This window comes from Chitinophaga sp. SYP-B3965 (genome assembly GCF_009647655.1).
In the GTDB taxonomy this organism is placed as follows: Bacteria; Bacteroidota; Bacteroidia; order Chitinophagales; family Chitinophagaceae; genus Chitinophaga.
Window position 1 is genome coordinate 352,864 of the sequence record NZ_WJFD01000004.1, and the last position, 20,135, is coordinate 372,998.

Here is a 20,135-nt window from a genome sequence, read left to right on the forward strand (position 1 = left end):
GTGTGAAGATAAGTGTAGCCGGGGCATGCCGGCCTAGCTTTGTGTTATCAAAAAATTAAAAACATGGAAACAATCGTAAGAGAATTTTTAGCAGCAGTACAACGGGTGGACCTTGAAAAGATAGGGGCTATCCTGCATCCGGAAGTAAAATGGAATGCTCCCGGTAACAATCGTTTTTCTGGTTTGAAATTATCCGTTACGGAAGTATTCCAAATGGTAGGAGGGATGTTTGAAGCTTCTCAAAATACCTTTGCATTGGCAGAGATCAAATCAGTAGCGGTGAATGGAAATAAGGTAGCGTGTTTGCTGCGTTTTACCGCTGCACGCAATGGCGTAACGCTGGATACAGATAACATTGATGTGTATACCGTAGTGGATGGAAAAATTGTAGCGGTGGATGCGTTTGCTACAGATGCGGCAGCAGAGGATGCATTCTGGGGTTCTTTACCGCAATAACGTAGCCGTGCCGGTGAGGAAGAAGTCAAATCCAAGATAATCGACTGCTTTCACCTGCCATACGTATACACCGGATGATTGGATCCTTCCATTGATGCGGCCATCCCATCCTTTGCCACTCTGGAAACCACGGTATACCAATTCTCCCCAACGGGTATAAACCATGAAGTATTCAATATTCTGGATACCTGCAGCGATAGGGCGTAACTGATCATTCACACCATCTCCGTTTGGTGTGAATGCCGTGGGTACAAAAACCTGTGGCATGGTATTGTATACTTTCACATTCAGGAAAGCAGAATCTGTACATCCGCCAATGTCCTGCACCAATACTTTATAACGTAATCCTTTGATGGGTGCATTGAATAATGCTATAGGATTGGGAATAGTAGTAGCAGATAATCCGTTTGAAGGAAACCAGGTGTACTGCGAGCCGCCGGAAGCATTTAATTGCAGTGGCTGGCCCAATACAATAGCAGTGTCCCTTCCTGCAAAAGCATTGATCTTAGGTAGTACGGTCACCATCACGGTATCTTTTGTAGGCTTAGGGCAGCCTCTTGTATCAAATGCAGAAAAGACGTAAGCAGCGGTTGCTTTTGGTCTTACCGTAGGATCCATGGAAATGGGAACGCCGGCAGCATCTGTGGTTTGCCATGTATAAAAAGTACCGTCCGTGAGTGCATGCAGTTGTGCGAAGGTATCAAAACAGATAATGGTATCTGCACCTGCAAATGCACGCGGATAAGGTACTGTGGATACCAGCATCTGATCAGTGGCAGAGCAGCCGCTGATGGTGGCGGTAACACTATAAATAGTATTATTGGTAGTGATCGCTAAAGGACTTTTAACGGCAGCATTATTTAAATTCTGGGCAGGCGTCCATGTATATAACAGGCCATTGGATTGCGGCCTTAACTGGATCTGATCTCCCTGGCAGATCACCGTGTCTGCCGGTAAATTTAAACTTACGCGATCTACTGTTCGTATCATCACAGAGTCTCGGTTCAGGCAGCCGTCCTGATCAAGATCTACATAATATTTTGTGTCTGTAGTGGGGCTCACTCTTGGTATGGGGGTATTTGCACCCGTCATATTAATGGTGGGCGACCAGGTGAATACACCAGTGCCCAATGCCTGTAATTGTAACTGATCGGGCGGGCAGATGAGTGTATCGCGGAATGAAAGATTGATCGGTGGTTTATCCAGTACCTCCAGCGGATTGAAGATAGTATCCTTGCAACCGACAGTATTGTGTACGATCAGCCGGACGTTCTTAAGGCCGTTAGTGGGATAAGTATAAAGCGGATGCTGCTCATCGGAAAAATCTGTTTGTGCAGTGGGCTCTCCGAAATCCCAATCCCAGAAATTAGTAATGCCATACCGGGAAGTGGTCTGGTCTCTGAATATAAGCGGTTTATTGATGCAGGAGCCGGTCACAGAAAAACGGGGTTCAAATCCGGGGTACACATACACTTGTGCATCAGTAGAATCAGGACATTGAAAACCTCTGTTGGTAGCCAGCTTGATGGTATAAGTACCTGCTGTGGGGAATGTATAATCTGCGATGTTGTTGCTAGAATTATAGACCACTGCCCCTGCGCTGTTCTTAAATTCCCAGAACCAGGATACGATCAGCGGGCTGGTAGATTGATTGGCTAAACTTAGCTGTTGGGTATTACCGCATAACATGTATTCCGGTAAAAGTGAGGCGGAGGCTACGGTGCAGCCGGTGATATTTATCTGCAGGTCTTTCCGTTGTGTGGCAATAGCTACACCATTACGGATCTCCTGTACGCAAACGGTTACTACATAAATTCCTACACCTGGTGCTATACCTGTGATCAAACCAGTATTGGGATTAATGGAAACACGGTTGCCTAACGGACTGCCGCCACTAAAACCATCACCATAAGGAACAGAATAATAGGGAGGGGATACAGGCGGCTGACTGTTATTTCCACCAATTGGGCCACCAGCTCCTCCTCCGCCACCTCCACCACCAGAATAACCGGCAGTTTGGTAAGCTTCGCAAAAGAAATAACGCAGCTGATCTCCATCTCCATCCGTTGCGGCAAAACTGTAAGAGAAAGAGTTCTCTGCGCAGATGGTCACCAGGTCATCTCCCGTAAATCTGGCGCTGTGATTTTGTGCAAAAGCAGTACCCGGAATTTCAGCAGTGTAAGTGGCGCCGATCCTGCCATAACCAAAGGAAAGATTATTAATACCGTCTACCCGGTTGGTAACCTGGGAAGTGAGGATGTAACCATCTGCAGAAGCCGGTAAGGAAAGAGGAAATGTCCAGGTGCCTACATAATAACAAATGAATGGTGGCCGGGTAATGCAGGGATCGTTGCTGGTAGTGCTGATCTGTTCTTCGTTGTTAAACGTAACTGCTATATCCTGGATGCGTGCTCCCGTAGCCCTGTTAAATACACCTATATAAGTTGGATTGGCAAACTGGCGGTTGGCTGTACCGCAGCTTCTGAATTGTTTTAAGGTAACGGAATAGTTGTACATGCCACCGGACATGCCTGTAAATGTATAATACATCTCCCCGCCGGTAATGTGGTCGGCTTTGAGGGTGAGCGATGCTCCTAAAAAAATCAGCAACAGAATGTGCTTCATGCAGATGTATTTGCGCCAGGGATACTACGTAAAAACCCTCGTTCTGGTTGCTCTGTCAGCTTATGTTAGGTCAGATGATCTGTTGTAAATGTATGATTCCTTCACGTATGCTGGTAGCACCTATGAAAGAATATTATACATACTTTTTATGTATAATGCAATTCGGGTTGCTTACTAGCAGATAGAGTTGAATTTTTAATATTGTGTAATTGTAAATTTTATGTGTCAGAGCTGAAATTGCTTCAAAGGAAGGATGATCCTGAAGGTTGCGCCTTCTCCATTTTCAGAATGAGCGGTGATACTGCCATGATGGTTCAGTACTATTTTCCTGCAAAGTGCCAATCCTATACCGGTTCCTGCATATTCATGTTTTGTATGCAGGCGTTGAAAGATGGTAAAGATCTGTTCTGCATATTGCTGATCAAACCCGATGCCGTTGTCTTTAAACTCGATCAGGCAGTAGGAGAGGGAGGGATTTAATCCTTCCGGCAATTGAGCATCCATGTCTAACATGGTAACCGTGATATTAATGGCAGGTTCATCTCTTGTATTAAATTTCAGGGCGTTACTGATCAGGTTGCTGAAGAGCTGATTGATCTGTAAAGGATTCGCTTCAATTACCGGGAGTTGTTGTATGTTGATCTTTGCATTCTTTTCGCGGATCAGCAATTCAAAGTCATCCACTACCTGCCAGATAACGGCATGAAGATCTACTCTCGTAAAAGTTTCTTCCGGTGCTATTAAGCGGGAATAATGTAATACATCTTTGATCAGTCTTCTCATGCGGGTAGAGGATGCCGCAATTTTATCCAGGTAACCTTTGGACTTTGAAGAGATAGACCCCAGGCTGCTTTCCAGCATTTCTGTGAAGGTCCTTATTTTCCTCAGTGGTTCCTGGAGATCGTGACTGGTGATATAAGCAAACTGTTCCAGTTCTGAGTTGGAACGTTGCAGGTTGAAGTTGGCGCTTTTGATCTCTGCAGTTCTTTCATGCACGCGTTTTTCCAGTAATTCTTCACTGGCGCGTAAAGCATGTTCCGCTTCTTTCAGTTCTGTAATATCTATCATTACATTCATGGCCCCTGTTACATAACCTTCATGATCATGTAAGGGTTCCGGATAGGCGATCACATGTTTCATTTTTCCATCCGGCTGCTGGATCAGCATTTCCAGGTTGATGTCCCGGTTTTCGCGGAGGGCTTTAGCCATGGGGCCATTTTCATGTGCAATGGGTGTGCCGTCTGTTAAGAACATCTTATACGAGCCGTTCCATTTATCTTTTCCGATCGCTGGTTCCCTGCCCCATAATTCCCTGGCGGCATTATTGTACAGGTTGATGAAACCATTGGCATCTATGGTAAAAACGGCCACAGGGAGGCTTTCTACCAACTGGCGGTAATTTGCTTCCGCTATTTCTATTTTTATGCCTTGTTTTCTTTTTTCTGTGGTTTCATGACAGACCACCAGGATGCCGCCTACTTGTCCTTCTTCATCTTTCACGGGGCTGTAGCTGAAGGTCCAGTACATATCTTCTATGCTGCCATTGCGATAGATGGGCACCAGCAGATCTTCATTCCATGTGGATTCGCCAGCCCATACCTGGTCTATCTGCGGTTTGATGATGTGCCATATTTCCGGCCAGCAGTCTTCTCCTTTTTGTCCTACGGCGGCGGGATGTTTGCCTTCAATTCCTAAACTGGGGCGGTAGGCATCATTGTAGAACTGTATCATATCCGGTCCCCACCATAAGAACATGGGGAAGCGGGAATTCAATACAATGCTCAGTGCGGTACGTAAACTTTGCGGCCATTGATCCGGTGTGCCAATGGAAGTGGAGGCCCAATCGTAGTTACGGATCAATGCACCTAACTCACCACCTCCTTCCATAAACTTGAAAGAAGCGTAAGTTGGAGTTGATGTCATGATCACAATGCTTTAACGGGTAGCAGGAAATAATAAACCATGCAGGAGGCCCACTAATTCTGAGAACTTCTCTGGTTTAGTGATAAAATCATGTGCACCCAATTGTTTGGCTTCTTCAATTGTTTTCATGTCTGAAGCAGTTGAAAAAATAATAACGGGTACATCTTTTGCCTTATGTGCTGCTTTTACTTCCCGAAGGAACTGGATGCCGTTCATTACAGGCATATTAAGATCAAGGAAGATCAGATCCGGTAATGCATCGGAATCATTTAACTGCATAATGCCTTCATAGCCATTGGGTGCAATCGTACAACTGATAGCATTATCTATGAATGCAAGAGCAGAGGTGAAGATCTCCTGATCATCAATATCATCATCTATGAGCAGTATGGTGGGTGTGTTTAACATAACTTCAGGTCTATTCAATCGCTAGGTGAAACTACAATTTTTTGTAGGATAAAATTCAATTTGCGAAACATTACAAAATAAATATATGTCTATCAGGGCTTTTATTGAGGATAACGCATTACTGTTAATTTAAACAAAAAACGGGAGAAATTATAGTTAACGGCTGTTTTCGCCGAATAAAATAATTAATTATTTAGCCGTAAGATTGTAATTAATATTCCTTGTATGAGAAAGTTACTCTTTATGACGCTGGTGGTTATTAGCAGCCAGCACCTGTTTGCACAGAAAAAACCGAACGTTATCATTATTTATGCGGATGACCTGGGGTATGGGGACCTCGGTTGCTATGGCGCTACCAAAGTAAAAACTCCGAATATTGACCGGCTGGCCAAAGAAGGGCTGCGTTTCACTAACGGGCATACTACTTCTGCCACCTGCACGCCTTCCCGGTTTGCTTTGCTCACGGGGAGATATCCCTGGCGGAAAACGGGAACGGGTGTTTTACCGGGCAACGCGATCATGATCATTCCCACGGATAAACCATCCCTGGCCACTGTGATGCAAAAAGGTGGTTACAAAACGGCCCTGGTGGGAAAATGGCACCTGGGCCTGGGAGATGGAAATGACATTGACTGGAACGGGTCTGTGAAACCGGGACCTAATGAAGTGGGATTTGATTATTCCTTTTGTTTTCCTGCCACGGCGGACAGGGTGCCCACTGTTTTTGTAGAAAACCACACAGTGCTGGGGCTGGATAAGAACGATCCTATTGAAGTTAACTATAAAGAAAAAGTAGGAAATGACCCTACCGGCAAAGAGCATCCGGAATTGCTCAAAATGAGATCTTCTGCGGGACATGGACATGACAATACGATCGTCAATGGTATCGGCAGGATCGGTTACATGAAAGGGGGGAATAAAGCCCGCTGGACGGATGAAGAACTGGCGTATACATTTACAGAAAGAGCAGAACAGTTCATTGAGCAAAATCGCCAACAACCTTTCTTCCTTTATTTCGCGCTGAGTGATATTCATGTTCCCCGGATGCCGGGTACTGCTTTCAAAGGTAAAAGCGGCTTAGGTTACAGAGGGGATGCTATCTTACAAATGGATTGGACGGTCGGCCGGATCACGCAGAAGTTGCGGGAGCTGGGGATCGAGAAAAATACGCTGATCATTTTTTCCAGTGATAATGGGCCGGTGCTGGATGATGGTTACGAGGATGAAGCGGTAACATTGCAAAACGGGCATCAGCCTGCTGGTGTTTTGCGGGGAGGGAAATACAGTGCTTTTGAAGGAGGTACGCGTGTGCCGTGGATTGTTTCCTGGCCGGGGACTGTAAAGAGCGGAACTTCTTCTGATGCGTTGATCAGTCAGGTGGACTTATTTGCTTCTTTCTCTCAACTAACCGGGCAGAAATTAGGAGTGGATGATGCCCCGGATAGTTTTAATATGCTGGATGTTTTACTGGGGCGTTCTGCTAAAGGACGATCCTGGCTCGTATTGCAGGGAGGTTCTTTGTCTTTGGTGCAGGGGAATTTTAAATACATTACACCTTCTAAAGGGAAGGCGTTGATGGAGTTGGTGAATATTGAATCTGGTAATGATGAGGCGGCGCAGTTGTATGATCTTTCGAAAGATGTGGGGGAGCGGAATAATATTGCTGCTTTATATCCGGAGAGGGTGAAGGAGATGGCTGCGGAGTTGCAGCGGTTAAAAGTTGCGGAGAGGACGAGGTAGTTTTTTGCTAGGAGTTTGCCGCGCAGCAAAGGGCGGAGTTTTTTTTCTTCTTTAGGGGGAGCTTTTTTTGGAATGAGTGCTTTTTATGGTGAGAGGCTTTTTGGGTAGTACTTTTATGGCGAGAAGATTTTAAGATAAAAAACAGATCATATAACAATAGGTCAGATGGTAACTACCATCTGACCTATTGCATTTAATGACTTAAAATAAAAAACTAATTGGTGTTTACACCTACCTTTTTGCATTAATAAGCGCTGGCAGTATTTAATAACTCCATAGCTGAAGCATCCAGCTTTAAGGAGGCGGCGGCGATGAGATCATTGAACTGGGCCATGTTGCTGGCGCTGGCAATGGGAGCTGTGATGCCGGGTTGGGCCATTACCCATGCAATAGCTACAGTACCGGGTTTGCTGTTGTATTGGGCGGCTACTTCATCTAAGGTGTTCAATATTTTAAAGCCTCGTTCATTGATGTAGCGAGAAACATATTTTGTGCGGCTGCTGCCTTCGAGGTCTTTTTCGGAGCGGTATTTTCCGGTTAGGAAACCGCTGGCCAATGCGAAAAATGGAATTACGCCTATGTTGTGTTCTGTTACAAAAGGGGCATATTGGGTTTCGTACTTTTCCCTTTCCAGGAGGTTGTATTCCGGTTGCAGGGATTGGTATAAAGGGAAACCTTTTTGTTGGCTGATCTGGATGGATTCGGCGAGCCGTTCTACTGTCATGTTGGAAGTGCCGATGGCGCGTACTTTGCCTGAGCGTACTATTTCTGCATAGGCTTCGAGGGTTTCCTCTATGGGTGTTTCCAGATCATCATAGTGCGTCTGGTACAGATCGATATAATCTGTTTGCAGGCGGGTGAGGGAATCTTCTATGGATTGAAGGATATAGGCTTTCTTCAAACCTTTCTTTTCTTCACTGAATTTGCCTCCCACTTTGGTTGCAATCACTACCTTATCGCGCTTGCCGCTTTTCTTCAACCATTTACCGATCACTCTTTCAGAATCTCCCCCGGTATTACCAGGAATCCAGGCCGTGTAATTATCTGATGTGTCGATACCGTTGAAACCAGCATCCGTGAATGCATCGAGTAACTGAAAGGAGGTAGGTTCATCAGCCGTCCATCCAAAAACATTACCGCCAAAAACGAGTGGGGCCAACTGAATATCTGTATTGCCCAATGTTCTCTTTTCCATATCTGTTGATTTAGTTCTACGTAACAAAAGAACAAAATTTATGTTGAACCTTTTGAAAAGGTATTTGTTCTTTGCTATATGAAGCCGCTATTGTTTTTGATCGCCATTGTCTATACGCTGCCTGTGTATGCTCAGCAGGTAGATGAAACCTCGCTTTCCGAATCAGATACCATCACTAACTTTTCCGCCTATAAACGTTCGTTGAGTTTTGCCGGGGTACTGCAAACGCGGTATGTGGCTTCGCTTACGAAAAATGTGGATGTGAACGGAAAAAACTATGATCCTGCTGTTGATAAAGGCACCAACAATTCTTTCCTTGTAAAGCGCGCCCGGATCATGGTAAAGGCGAATATCAATGATCACTTTTCTGCAAATATCCTGGCCAACTTTGCGGACTTTTCCGGTAACCCCGCCAACAAAGTATTGGAGAATGCTTTTATCCGGTATTCGCTGAATAAATATTTCAATGTACAGGCAGGGCAGTTCCGTCCTTTTATGGGTATTGAGGATATTATGCCGGTGGACATTATCCGTACCGTGGATTTCTCCAATCAGTATTATGCTTTCGGGAAAAATGGATGGCAGAGTTTCCAGGTAGGGCTTTCTGTTTTTGGAGATGTCAATGCCTCCGGGAATTTGAGGTATTATGCGGGTGTGTATAATGGCAATAACAGGAATGAGAACACGGACGATGATAATACGAAGAATTTATATGCCCGTGTGGAAGCTTCACCGGTGAATGATCTCACGATAGGTGTAAATGCCGGTAGCGGCAGCCTGGGTAGGAGTGCTGTAGGAAATGCCTATGGTATGGATGCTTCTGCGCGGATCAGTTTGTCACGCAAATGGAAGCTGCTGTTGATGGGGGAATATAAATCGGGTACTAATTTCGTGGCTTATAATAGTGATACGTTAAGTCCTAAGCCGGCTATCAGCCAATTCAGGATGAAGGGTTTTTATTTCTTCCCTACTTTACGGTATGAATATCATCGCCCGCGGGTGAGGGCCATGGAGTTTTCCGCGCGGTATGAATATTTTGATGAGAACGATAATCCCAGGCAGACCATCGTTCCCAACGTTTCCTTTATTTTTGCAGATAATTTCTATGCCGCCCTGCAAATGGGCGTTACCATCGACCTGTTTAAAAAAGATATCCCTCTTACCACTACTTATTCCCGCAACCTGGTATACGTACAATTGCAGATAAGAATTTAACCCGGCCATTTGGAATTGAAAAGGGGAAGGATTATTTTTATCCTGCTCTCTTAACCTCTTTAGTTTTTTCATTTAATACTTTCTATCTATGAAGAGGTTTACCTTCCTTTCCTGCTTTCTGTTGTTATCTGTTACTGTTATAGCACAGGAGCCGAAGTTCCGCGTATTGGGATACCTGCACAGTTATAATAACAACTGGCATACGGATATTGAAATGATCGATCTGGGTAAGATCACAGATCTGAACCTGGCTTTTTTTAACCCGGATGCGGCGGGTAATTTTTCCGTAAGTGAAAATGTACGGAAGGCGATTGATAAAGCGCACAGTCAGCATGTACGTGTATTCTTTTCTATTGGGGGAGGAGGTGCGCCGGCACATATCGGGGAGCTGTTAAAAGATGATAAACGGGCTGTGCTCATCTCAAAACTAACCGCACTGGCAGAAAACTTTAATTTTGACGGGGTGGATGTAGACCTGGAGAATGATCTTATCAATGCGCAATATGCTGTGTTCATCAATGAACTGTCTGCTGCCTTGAAACCAAAGAAAAAGCTGATGACGGCTGCGCTGGCTTCCTGGAATTCCAATAAGATCAATGATGTTACGTTGCAGCAATTCGACTTCATCAATATCATGTCTTACGACAAAACGGGGCCATGGAACCTTTCCCGTCCGGGACCGCATTCTCCTGTTTCCATGGCGATGGCGGACTTTAATTATTATCATACTAAGCGTGGTATTCCTGCGGAGCGTTTGCTGATAGGGCTTCCTTTTTATGGATATGGTTTTGGCGCCAATGCGCCGGAAAGTATACATTACAAAGAGATCATTGCACAATATCCGGGGGCAAAGGATACGGACAGTGTAACCGTGAATGGTGGTGGGAAGATCTATTATAACGGGGTTCAATCCATCCGGGAGAAGGTAATTTTTGCCAGGCAAAATAAGGCGGCGGGGGTGATGATATGGGAATTGAAGCAGGATGCTAAGGGCGCAGATGCTTTGCTGGGAGTGATTCAGACAGCCGGAAAATAAGGAGTGGCATATCATTTGATCGCATAAATGGATAAGGAGGCTCTCACCACGTCAGTCGGGAGCCGGTATTTCTTAATTTCTGCATATGGATCCGGAATTGAATAATGTCCCTTTAGATACCCTGGTAGCCGATACAGAAAACATTCCAACGCAGTTTCTCGAACTATTACCTGTAGGAGTTTGTGTTTGTGATGCCAATGGTAGAGTGAAGAAGTATAACACCCAGGCAACCCGTTTGTGGGGAAAAATACCACAATCTGGGGAACTGTTTTGTGGTGCTTACAGGTATTATTATCCTGACGGTAAACTTTTACCACATGCAGAAACCCCTATGGCAGCGTGTTTGGCAGATGGATTACCCCGCAAGGACTGGGACCTGATCATGGAAAGGCCGGACCAGTCTAAGATCATGGTACGGATCAATATTGCTCCCATTATTGATAATCAAGGACTTATTAAAGGAATCGTTAATTCTTACCAGGAAATTCCCTGGAAGGAAGAGTTGCAGGACTATGTGGAAAATGCGGCCATCGGTTTGCATTGGGTAGATGCCAATGGCATTATTATCTGGGCTAACCAGGCGGAACTGGATATGCTGGGTTATGAAAAGGAAGAATATATCGGCCGTCATATTTCTGAATTCCATGTTCAGGAGGACGCGATCAATGATATACTGGAACGGTTAAACAAGAATGAAACGCTGCAACAATACGAAGCCAGCCTGCGCCATAAGAATGGAGAGGTGAAAACGGTGCATATTCATTCCAATGTTTTCCGGGTAAACGGAGCGTTTAAACATACCCGTTGTTTTACAATAGATATTACAGATCGCACGAGATTGGTGAAGACCATAGAAAGGCAGGAATTAGAATACCGTTTATTAATTCAGGACCTGCCGATAGCTATCTATACTACAGATGCAGAAGGCAGGATCATGTTGTTCAATAAAGCAGCAGCAGAACTCTGGGGGCGGAAACCGGAAATAGGAAAAGACCTTTGGTGCGGTTCCTGGAAGATCTATAATTTAGATGGAACTGAAATGGCACTGGAGGATTGCCCTATGGCTATTACCTTAAAAGAAGGGCGTCCCGTATCCGGTGTGGAAATCATTGTTGTGCGTCATGATGGAACCACGCGGCATGTAAAACCTCATCCCCGTCCTTTATTTAATGAGGAGGGAGAACTGAAGGGGGCTATTAATATGCTGGCGGACATTACTGAAATGAAACAAGCAGAGGAAGCCCTGCGGGAAAGTGAACAAAATTACCGTGCTGTGGCAGAGGCCCTGGAAGAAAGATCAAAAGAAAGGACCATTGATCTGCGCAGGAGTGAAGAGCGGTATCATAGAATGATCGAAGAAGTGGAGGATTATGCCATCCTGCTAATGGATAAATCAGGGATCATTCAGAACTGGAACAAGGGAGCGGAAAAAATAAAAGGATATAAAGATTACGAAATAATTGGTAAGAGTTTCGAGTTGTTCTATCTGCCGGAAGACCGGGAGAATGGGCTGCCGAAAAAGTTGATCAATGAAGCATCCAGAACAGGGAAGGCCTTACAGGAAGGCTGGCGGGTAAGAAAGGATGGTACCCGTTTTTGGGGAAGTATTGTGATCACTGCCCTGCATGATGGGGATGATCATGTGATCGGTTTCTCCAAAGTAACACGTGACCTCACTGATAAGAAAAAGGCAGAGGACAAGATCAATCAGTATGCAAGAGAACTCGAATTCCAGAACAAGGAGCTCGAACAGTTTGCTTATGTGGCTGCGCATGATATGAAAGAGCCTTTGCGGAAGATCCAGTTCTATAGTGACTATATTGCTGAAAACGCCGGACCTCAGTTACCGGGAAAAGTCAGAGATTACCTGGGAAGGTCTATCCAGGCGGCCTCCCGTATGAAGCATCTGATAGAAGATCTGCTCACTTATTCAAAAGCATCTTCTTTTGCTCAAAACCTGGAAGCAGTGGACCTGAATAATACAGCGAAGGAAGCTATTGCTGTCAACAGTGAATCTATAGAAAATTATGGTGCTGTTGTAGAGGTAGATATGTTACCTGTTGTGCAGGGGATACCTTTTCAGTTGAGCCAGTTGTTTGATAACCTCATTAATAATTCACTAAAGTACCGCCATCCTGATCGTACTCCGCATATTAAAATTTCTGTAGAGAAAGTAGAGGGAAGTGCGCTTCCGGCAAAAGAAAGCCTAAAGCACAGCAGCTTTTACAAACTTTCTTTCAGGGATAACGGGATCGGTTTTGATCCCTCTTATACAGATAAGATATTTGATCTTTTTCAACGGCTGCACGCACAGTCTGATTACATGGGCTCGGGTGTTGGGTTGGCTATCTGCAAAAAGATCATTCAGAATCATCAGGGTTTTATCCAGGCCAGTGGCCATCTTAATGAAGGGGCTGTGTTTGATGTGTATATTCCCTGTAAATAATAAAAAAAGGGCTGTCTTCAATTTGAGACAGCCCTTTTTTTTACTTAGCTTTTATGATCAATACGGCTGGTACCGGTCTTGGACCTCCTTTATCAGAAGGTGTGATGGTAGGTTGATTTCCTGCCATCAAAGTAGTGGAACCTCCGCCATCCAGGTTCAGCGCTTCCACACAACCCAATGCTCTCATAATGCGGGAGAGTTGTAATAAGGTAGCGCCTTCTGCTACTCCGGCATGACGACCTTCTACGGCTAAAATGATCACCCTGTTATCTGCAGTATAACCAATAGCAGTACGTGGATGTTTATCCAGTTCCTGCCAGGCGAAACGATTTTCCTGCACACTGCTTACGTAAGGCAATAATACAGGGGCGCCACCTGATGCTTCAACAGCTTTCCAGGGTTTGCCGGTTTTTGTACCCGGTTTGGCCCATATGCCGTTGATCGGTGAATTGGGCACATCATAAGCATATGCTTCCTTGTTTTTGCCGGCAGGATATACCCATGCGATATCCGGTTTACCGTCTGGCATAATACCAAACACACCTTGCGTAGGATAGATCACCTGCTTCTGACCATCGAATGTTTTGATGGTGTCTGTCATTTTATTGTTGGCGATTGTTTTTCCTTTGCTTACGACCATGTTCAGGGAACTGTTATCGGCAAAAGAAAAGAAGGTGGTATTTACCACGGCGTATACTTTACCGCTTTCCATTTTTGCATAAGTTTCCGGCGGATAACGTTTACCGTTGCCGGTACGTGCTTCGATGGAAATAGACTTATCTGAAGTGGATGCTTCTAAATAGAAAGCACGGAAAGGAAGGCCGTCCAGACTATCTGTTGTTTCGTACACCCTGATGGATGTAGGAAGACTATCATTGTGTTTTTGAGAAAGATGCCAGTGCAGTTTTTGCGCCTGGGAGGTGCCGGCGATACCACAAAACAACATCAGGGCCAGGGTACGTTTACTAAAAGTGATCATATATTTCTATTTTGTCCATTTTGGATTTTGTTCCAACTTAGGATTTAAAAGCATTTCGTTTATCGGTAATGGGAACAGGTAATCTCTTCCTTCATCGAACTTCTTCGTTTCATTCGGGTGTACGATCAGGTTTCCTTTTGTTCCTTCCGTTAATTTAAAGTTTGGCTTCAGTATTACGTACTCTACATTTGGTAACTGCGGAGTTGGCATATCTTCAAAAATACCAAAATCGTTTGTTCCATCTCCATTAAAATCATAATAACCCAGTGTGGGGAAATACATGCCCCTGAAAACTTTTATCAGTGCAGATCCCTCCTGCCAGCGGAGAAGATCGTTCCTGCGGAATCCTTCCATGGCGAGTTCTACTCTTCTTTCGCGGCGAACTTCCAGGATCAGGGGATCCGTTGTTTGGGTGTATTGTGCCAGTAAGATGGGATCTGCCTGCAAACCATTTAACTGGAAAAGCGGGAGGCCTGCTCTTTTGCGGATGGGGTCCAATGCTAATGTAACATCCGCCTGATCCAGCTTTCCATTTTCAGCACGCGCCTCTGCATAGTTGAGCATTACTTCGGCCAATCTGAAAATGATAATATCATTGGTGTTACTTTGATAACCATCCTGATCTGTGCCCATTACCCATTTTATACACTGGTAACCGGTTGGTGCATTATCAAAATCAGGCAGGAGTGTAGCGCCACCACTTTTCCGGATGTAACCGGGTGTGCGGATGGTTTGAGCTAAACGTGGGTCCCTGTTCTTTACTTCTGCTGTGAAAGGCATGGTGTTGTAACCTGGTACAGATGAGAAGGGCTTGCCATCAGCTGTAAGATAAGAGTCTATCATATCTTTTGTAAGACCGGGTGCACCTAAAGTAGCGGAAGTAAATACACCGTTTGCGGTATGCGTCAGTGCCAGTGTTTTATCATATACTTTGGAAAGGATCACTTCTGAAGGATTCGCGGCTTCCTGTGTGAAGAGGTTGCCGTAATCTGATCCCGGATTGTTGGTGGAATAGAGGATATATCCACCTTCCTTAATTAGTCTGAAGGCAGTCGCTGCAGCAGTGTCTAATAAAGCGGAAGCAGAAGACCCTAAGCCAAGTGAGGTATGGTATTTACGGTAAGTACCTTCATATAAACAAACCCTGCTTTTAAGTGCCAGTGCTGCCCAACGTGTAATGCGACTCACGTTTTTTGTAGGATATACGTGCTGTACTGCAAAGTTCAGATCTGCAATGATGGAATCTACTACCAATACTCTTGGATCACGGGCTTTGTAAAGTTCCGGACTACCGGCATTCAGGGAAGTTGAATACCAGGGTACATCACCAAAGCGCATTAATTTATTAAAATAGAATACAGCTCTGAAGAAACGGCCGATACCTGCGTAGTGTGCTTTTACAGAATCAGAGATCTGTGCGCGGTTGTAGTTTTCCAGGAAGAAGTTAATGTTCCGTAGCTCCGTCCAGGTCCAGCCGGCGGCGGAAGCATCATTTTGCACGATCGTTCTTCCGGCCATCAGGTCACTGATGGTTTGAGGATCTACGTTATCGCTTTGTGTATCGTCTGTATAGATGCCGGTGTTAGGGAGCATGGTGTAAAAACCATTGCTGTATATTTCAAGGTCCTGTTGTGTTTTGAAATACTGGTTCGGACTTACTTCAGAGATCGGGGAGCGATCCAGGAAGTCTTTGCTGCATCCCGTTATGATAACGGCAGCCAATGCGAACGCTGAAAGTAAATATCTTTTAAACATATAAGAGGATTTGACGCATTAAAAATTGATATCAATACCAAAGGTGTAGGTGCGGTTGAAAGGAGATACAAAACCAGTTCCGCTGTTTGTACTGCTGTCAGGATCACTTCCTGTACCTTCCGGATCGAATACCTTATGCATTTTTGTCCATTCAAAAAGGTTCTGACCGCTGAAGAACAATCTCGCTGTATTCATGCCGATGTGTTTTGTCCATTTACCGGGAATGGTGTATCCCAGTGCCAGGTTCTTCAGGCGGGTGTAAGCAGCATTTTGTAAGTAACGGGTTTGTGTCTGGTAAAGAGAACGTCCGCTGGATAAAGCCTGGTAAGCACGCAGCCTTGGGAAATAAGCATTCGTGTTTTCAGGTGTCCAGTAATTACCTGGCAGGTGATCATACATGGGCTGGTAATAAGCCTGGTAAGGTCCCCAGAATACGATGGCGGTTGAGCCTGGCCAGATATCTCTTTTGCCGATACCCTGGAAAAATACAGTAAGATCGATACCATTCCATGCGAAGTTGAAATTGGCGCCATAAGCATAACGCGGCGTAGAGTTGCCGATGATGTAACGATCTCCGGGGTTATCTACAGAACTACCGCCGGGGTTGATCTCATTATTGCCATCCCTGTCCCAGAACTTTACGTCACCTGCAAGCGGATGACCATCCAGTGCATACTCTATGCTGGATACTTTACGCTGGTCTGCATGTTTCAGGTATTCATCATCTGTGAGGAAGAAACCGTCTGTGCGGTATCCCCAAATTTCTCCCAATGTCTGGCCTACATAAAAGTCATTCAATAATTTTCCGGGGTTATCAAATCTGGTGATGTGTGATGTATTGTCAGATAATACAACGTTCACTGCATAGGTGAAGGGTTTGCCGGCTACCTGGAATTTATCCTTCCAGCCTAAAGAAAACTCCCATCCTTTTGTAGAGAGGTCTGCTGCATTTTCATTTGGTTCGCTTGCTCCTAATACGGCAGGTAATGTTTTACCTTTTGTGAGCATATTGGTGGTTCTGCGGTCGTACCAGTCAAAGCCCATATTCAGTCTGCCAGCCAGTGCACTTACGTCAATACCGATATCAAAGGTGGAAGCCTTTTCCCAGGTGAGGGCAAATGGCACAAGACCGGGAGCTCCTGTACGTAATTGGTAAGCGCCGTCCAGGATCACGTTGCCGGTGCTCACACTCATCGTTGGGAGATAAGGATATGCGCCGCTGGTGATTTGATTTCCCAGTGAACCATAGGATGCTCTTAATTTCAGGCTGCTGATGATCTTAGGTGATACGGTGAAAAAGTTCTCGTTAGAAATAACCCAGCCTGCGGATACAGAAGGGAAAAATCCAAAACGGCTGGTATCCGGATAACGGGAAGTTCCATCATAACGGCCATTGAATTCCAGCAGGTATTTTCCCCTGTAATCATAATTCAGGCGGTAGAAATAACCACGGGTGGCTACTTCGTTCTTCCTGTCTCCCAGTGAAGGTGTTCCTGTTGTGAGGTTCAGAGAGCCTTGTCCCGGCTGGATGTTATTATCCCTGCGGGCGAACATGTAATTGTACTTATTTATTTCCTGGTTAAAACCTACGAGCGCTTTGAAATTATGTCCGCCAAAACTACGGGCATAATCTGCATACAGGTTCAATGTTTGATTCATTGTTTCTGTATTCGATTCCTGGTAATAGTCCGGGGCAGCGTTTGCTACCATTACATTTGGCCTGGTTTCGTAATAGGTTTTCAGGTTTTGGGTTTGTACGTTACGGGGGGTTACAAGGATGGTATAGTCTGCATTTACATGTAATGAATTATTCAGGAAGTTGGTCTTCAGTGCAAACGTGTTTTTAAACTGACGGTCTCTGTTGTAAGTACGTCCGCCCTGTTCCAGTTGTCCGAATACTTTGGACCCTGCGGAGGTATAATTTCCGTTAGGCGTTTTGATAGCTTCGTATGGATTGGCATTGAGTGCGAGGAAACGCCAGATATTATAAGTACCGTCTACGAATTTGTTGGGGGTATCATAATCTCCCTGCAAAAATTCCGTGTTGTTGGAAAGCTGCAACCATGGCGTGAGTTCCTGATCTAATTTCAAACGGAAAGAATAACGTTTGTAATCATCTGTGGCTACTTTAAAAGCACCTTTCTGATTCAGGTAGCCGATGGAAACAAAGTAACCTGATTTCTCCGTTCCGCCGGATGCGCTCAGGTAATGTTTATCGAAAAGCTGTTGATCATTATAGAATGCGTCGTACCAGTCCGTGTTTGCCCCTTTGATATAGTTACCGGAAGCATTAACGCCCAGTTCAGGAAGGGAGGGATCATCTTTTCTTTTTTGCAGGTAATCAATAATGGTGAGAAGGCCGGCCTGGTCTGCGCCATTCCATCCTTTGGCAGATGCATTCTGCAGTTTGGTGGCTTCGAGGGCATCTGTCATTACATGGGGGAGACGGGTAGGAGTGCTCCATCCAATGTTATCACTGTAGCGGATGCGTAATTTTCCGTTTTTACCGCTGCGGGTTGTTACGAGTACAACACCAAATGCGGCACGTGCTCCATAGATAGCAGCGGAGGCAGCATCTTTAAGAACAGTAACAGATGCCACATCTTCCGGGTTAATTAAATTGATATCACCGGGTGTACCATCTATCAGGATCAATGGTCCTCCTCCGTTGATAGAAGTATATCCACGTACATTGATATCTGCACCACGGCCAGGCTGGCCATCACTGAATGTAATGTTCAGGTTGGGGATAGTTCCCTGAAGACCCTGGGCCACATTGGTAAGGGGACGGTTTTCAAAAACCTCTGATCCTACCTGTGAGATAGCTCCCGTGATAGCTCCTTTCTTTTGTGTGCCGTAACCTACCACCACCACTTGCGAAAGGGAATCTGCGCTGGCTTCCAGTTTGGCCAGCAGGCTGAGTGTTTCGTTGGCTTTGATGGTGTTATTGTCCAGTTGTAATTTGCTGTATCCGATGTAGGAAAACGTAAAGCGGTATTTGGTACCTGATGGTAACTGGAAGAAACGGAATGTGCCTTTTTCATCCGTCATCTGCTGGTATTTTTTACCGGTTTCCAGGTTCAGTGCCTGAACGGATACACCGATCAGTGTTTCGCCCTGGCGGTTCTGCACGATACCCGTAACGGCTGGTTTTTCCTGTGCCAGCAATATGCCCGGAGTGAATAGCAAAAGAAAGATGCTCCATAAGCGCCATCTTGTTTTGTTGTTTTTAGACATGTTCATGTTGGTATGTTTAGATAATAAAAGTCCACGCCGGTAATGCTACCGACCTTCCTTTTGTTTTTGGTTTACGCTTTATTTTTTAATTGGAAAGATGATATCCTTCCTGGTCATTCCCCTTCAGGTTGAGATCATTCAATGTTGCTATGGTTTGCAGTATGGTTATAAGCTTGTCCGTTTTATCAAATTCTGCTGTCAGGTAAATATTTGCAATGCTTTTATTATCTGCTGTGATAGGCACTTTATACCAGGCAGACAGGAGAGCCAATGCTTTTTGCAATGGGGCTCTTTTGTATTTGAAGTCTGTTCCTTCATCCAGCGCATAGGTTTCAACAACCGGTTTGGTGGTTTCTTTCTTTAAAACTTTAAATGATTTATTGTAAGTAAGTTCTTCACCGGGTTGGAGATAAACGATTTCGTTGTTATCATTCATTTTATGAATGCTCACCTTTCCTTCAAACAACCGCACATGTAAATGCTGTTTAATTGTTTGTACAGAGAATGAGGTGCCTATTGCTGTGGTCACAATTTCGCGGGAGATCACAGAGAATGGGCGGTTGCTGTCTTTAGCTACCCAGAAGCGGGCATCTCCTGTAAGCCATATAGTACGGACACTGAATTTATTTCCGTATCGCAGGATGGCGTGTGGTTGCAGTGTTACCTTTGATCCGTCTTCGAGGATACGTGTTTCCGGGGTGGTGTTTTTGTTTTCCCAGATGATGTATTCAGGTGCTGCTGTTGCTATTGCCTGTGTTGGTTTTGTTTTTTCAGCGGGTTGGATGAGTAATACGGCAAGCAAAATGCTGGCCGCTGCAGCTGTAGCGGTTAGGATACGTATAACGGTGATCTTCCTCCTGCGGATACGTTGCTGAACAGCAGCGAGTGTTTTCCGTACATCCTGTTGGCTACGCAAAGGATATTGCTCAAACTTTTCCCAGCTGGTTTCGTCCATATACGCTTCCAGTTCTTCCGGAAACTCGTTAAAGTATTGCAGTACGAGCAACTCTTCTTCCTTTGTACAGGTACCTGACAAATAACGTTCGTATATAACCTGGGATAATTTTGACATCGTATAGACTACGGATGTGAGGGGGGCAACTACGTAGTGGTAACAATT

The 20,135-nt window shown here is 45.0% G+C and carries 13 protein-coding genes; 5 read left to right on the forward strand and 8 right to left on the reverse strand.

What is annotated here, in order from left to right:
• The first annotated feature begins 63 nt into the window (after positions 1–63).
• A complete protein-coding gene (locus GFS24_RS22500; protein WP_153663498.1) occupies positions 64–456 on the forward strand; it encodes a nuclear transport factor 2 family protein in 393 nt (130 codons plus the stop codon).
• Here the strand turns inward: GFS24_RS22500 and GFS24_RS22505 are convergent.
• From GFS24_RS22505 to GFS24_RS22515, 3 genes are all read right to left on the reverse strand, one after another.
• The gene (locus tag GFS24_RS22505) at positions 445–3,081 is read right to left on the reverse strand and encodes a T9SS type B sorting domain-containing protein (RefSeq protein WP_153663500.1); all 2,637 of its coding nucleotides are present in this window, start codon (positions 3,079–3,081) and stop codon (positions 445–447) included. The genes GFS24_RS22500 and GFS24_RS22505 overlap by 12 nt on opposite strands.
• Before the next feature lie 225 nt (positions 3,082–3,306).
• Positions 3,307–5,004: an ATP-binding protein gene (locus GFS24_RS22510; protein WP_153663502.1), complete on the reverse strand. Its 1,698-nt coding sequence runs from the start codon at positions 5,002–5,004 to the stop codon at positions 3,307–3,309.
• Positions 5,005–5,016: 12 nt separating this feature from the next.
• Positions 5,017–5,412, reverse strand: a complete 396-nt coding sequence (locus GFS24_RS22515) for a response regulator (protein ID WP_153663504.1) — start codon at positions 5,410–5,412, stop codon at positions 5,017–5,019.
• Between the two features lie 225 nt (positions 5,413–5,637).
• Between GFS24_RS22515 and GFS24_RS22520 the strand changes: the two genes are divergently transcribed.
• Entirely contained in the window at positions 5,638–7,152 is a 1,515-nt protein-coding gene (locus tag GFS24_RS22520) for an arylsulfatase (RefSeq protein WP_153663506.1), read from the forward strand.
• A gap of 244 nt (positions 7,153–7,396) precedes the next feature.
• Here the strand turns inward: GFS24_RS22520 and GFS24_RS22525 are convergent, their stop codons facing one another.
• The gene (locus GFS24_RS22525; protein WP_153663508.1) at positions 7,397–8,347 is read right to left on the reverse strand and encodes an aldo/keto reductase; all 951 of its coding nucleotides are present in this window, start codon (positions 8,345–8,347) and stop codon (positions 7,397–7,399) included.
• 78 nt (positions 8,348–8,425) lie between these two features.
• Here GFS24_RS22525 and GFS24_RS22530 point away from each other — a divergent pair, with 78 nt between their 5' ends.
• The 3 genes from GFS24_RS22530 (at position 8,426) to GFS24_RS22540 (ending at position 13,044) form a co-directional block, all read left to right on the forward strand.
• Positions 8,426–9,562: a porin gene (locus tag GFS24_RS22530; RefSeq protein WP_153663510.1), complete on the forward strand. Its 1,137-nt coding sequence runs from the start codon at positions 8,426–8,428 to the stop codon at positions 9,560–9,562.
• 88 nt (positions 9,563–9,650) lie between these two features.
• Positions 9,651–10,598 (forward strand): glycosyl hydrolase family 18 protein, encoded by a 948-nt coding sequence (locus GFS24_RS22535; protein WP_153663512.1) that lies wholly within the window; start codon positions 9,651–9,653, stop codon positions 10,596–10,598.
• Between the two features lie 85 nt (positions 10,599–10,683).
• Positions 10,684–13,044, forward strand: coding sequence for a PAS domain S-box protein (locus GFS24_RS22540; protein ID WP_153663514.1), 2,361 nt, complete (start codon positions 10,684–10,686; stop codon positions 13,042–13,044).
• 40 nt (positions 13,045–13,084) lie between these two features.
• Here the strand turns inward: GFS24_RS22540 and GFS24_RS22545 are convergent, their stop codons facing one another.
• The 4 genes from GFS24_RS22545 to GFS24_RS22560 all read right to left on the reverse strand — a co-directional run bounded on the left by GFS24_RS22545 (position 13,085) and on the right by GFS24_RS22560 (position 20,087).
• Complete coding sequence (locus GFS24_RS22545; RefSeq protein WP_153663516.1) at positions 13,085–14,023, reverse strand: phosphodiester glycosidase family protein; 939 nt, start codon at positions 14,021–14,023, stop codon at positions 13,085–13,087.
• A 6-nt stretch (positions 14,024–14,029) separates the two neighbouring features.
• Complete coding sequence (locus GFS24_RS22550; protein WP_153663518.1) at positions 14,030–15,778, reverse strand: RagB/SusD family nutrient uptake outer membrane protein; 1,749 nt, start codon at positions 15,776–15,778, stop codon at positions 14,030–14,032.
• An 18-nt stretch (positions 15,779–15,796) separates the two neighbouring features.
• Complete coding sequence (locus GFS24_RS22555; RefSeq protein ID WP_153663520.1) at positions 15,797–19,021, reverse strand: TonB-dependent receptor; 3,225 nt, start codon at positions 19,019–19,021, stop codon at positions 15,797–15,799.
• 79 nt (positions 19,022–19,100) lie between these two features.
• Positions 19,101–20,087 carry a FecR family protein gene (locus GFS24_RS22560; protein ID WP_153663522.1) on the reverse strand — a complete coding sequence of 329 codons (987 nt, stop codon included), beginning with the start codon at positions 20,085–20,087 and terminating at the stop codon, positions 19,101–19,103.
• Positions 20,088–20,135: the final 48 nt, after the last annotated feature.

Excerpts from the sequence above, each read along its gene's own strand:
- GFS24_RS22500 (WP_153663498.1), top strand. The coding sequence starts at position 64 with ATGGAAACAATCGTAAGAGAATTTTTAGCAGCAGTACAACGGGTGGAC.
- GFS24_RS22505 (WP_153663500.1), bottom strand. The coding sequence starts at position 3,081 with ATGAAGCACATTCTGTTGCTGATTTTTTTAGGAGCATCGCTCACCCTC.
- GFS24_RS22510 (WP_153663502.1), bottom strand. The coding sequence starts at position 5,004 with ATGACATCAACTCCAACTTACGCTTCTTTCAAGTTTATGGAAGGAGGT.
- GFS24_RS22515 (WP_153663504.1), bottom strand. The coding sequence starts at position 5,412 with ATGTTAAACACACCCACCATACTGCTCATAGATGATGATATTGATGAT.
- GFS24_RS22520 (WP_153663506.1), top strand. The coding sequence starts at position 5,638 with ATGAGAAAGTTACTCTTTATGACGCTGGTGGTTATTAGCAGCCAGCAC.
- GFS24_RS22525 (WP_153663508.1), bottom strand. The coding sequence starts at position 8,347 with ATGGAAAAGAGAACATTGGGCAATACAGATATTCAGTTGGCCCCACTC.
- GFS24_RS22530 (WP_153663510.1), top strand. The coding sequence starts at position 8,426 with ATGAAGCCGCTATTGTTTTTGATCGCCATTGTCTATACGCTGCCTGTG.
- GFS24_RS22535 (WP_153663512.1), top strand. The coding sequence starts at position 9,651 with ATGAAGAGGTTTACCTTCCTTTCCTGCTTTCTGTTGTTATCTGTTACT.
- GFS24_RS22540 (WP_153663514.1), top strand. The coding sequence starts at position 10,684 with ATGGATCCGGAATTGAATAATGTCCCTTTAGATACCCTGGTAGCCGAT.
- GFS24_RS22545 (WP_153663516.1), bottom strand. The coding sequence starts at position 14,023 with ATGATCACTTTTAGTAAACGTACCCTGGCCCTGATGTTGTTTTGTGGT.
- GFS24_RS22550 (WP_153663518.1), bottom strand. The coding sequence starts at position 15,778 with ATGTTTAAAAGATATTTACTTTCAGCGTTCGCATTGGCTGCCGTTATC.
- GFS24_RS22555 (WP_153663520.1), bottom strand. The coding sequence starts at position 19,021 with ATGAACATGTCTAAAAACAACAAAACAAGATGGCGCTTATGGAGCATC.
- GFS24_RS22560 (WP_153663522.1), bottom strand. The coding sequence starts at position 20,087 with ATGTCAAAATTATCCCAGGTTATATACGAACGTTATTTGTCAGGTACC.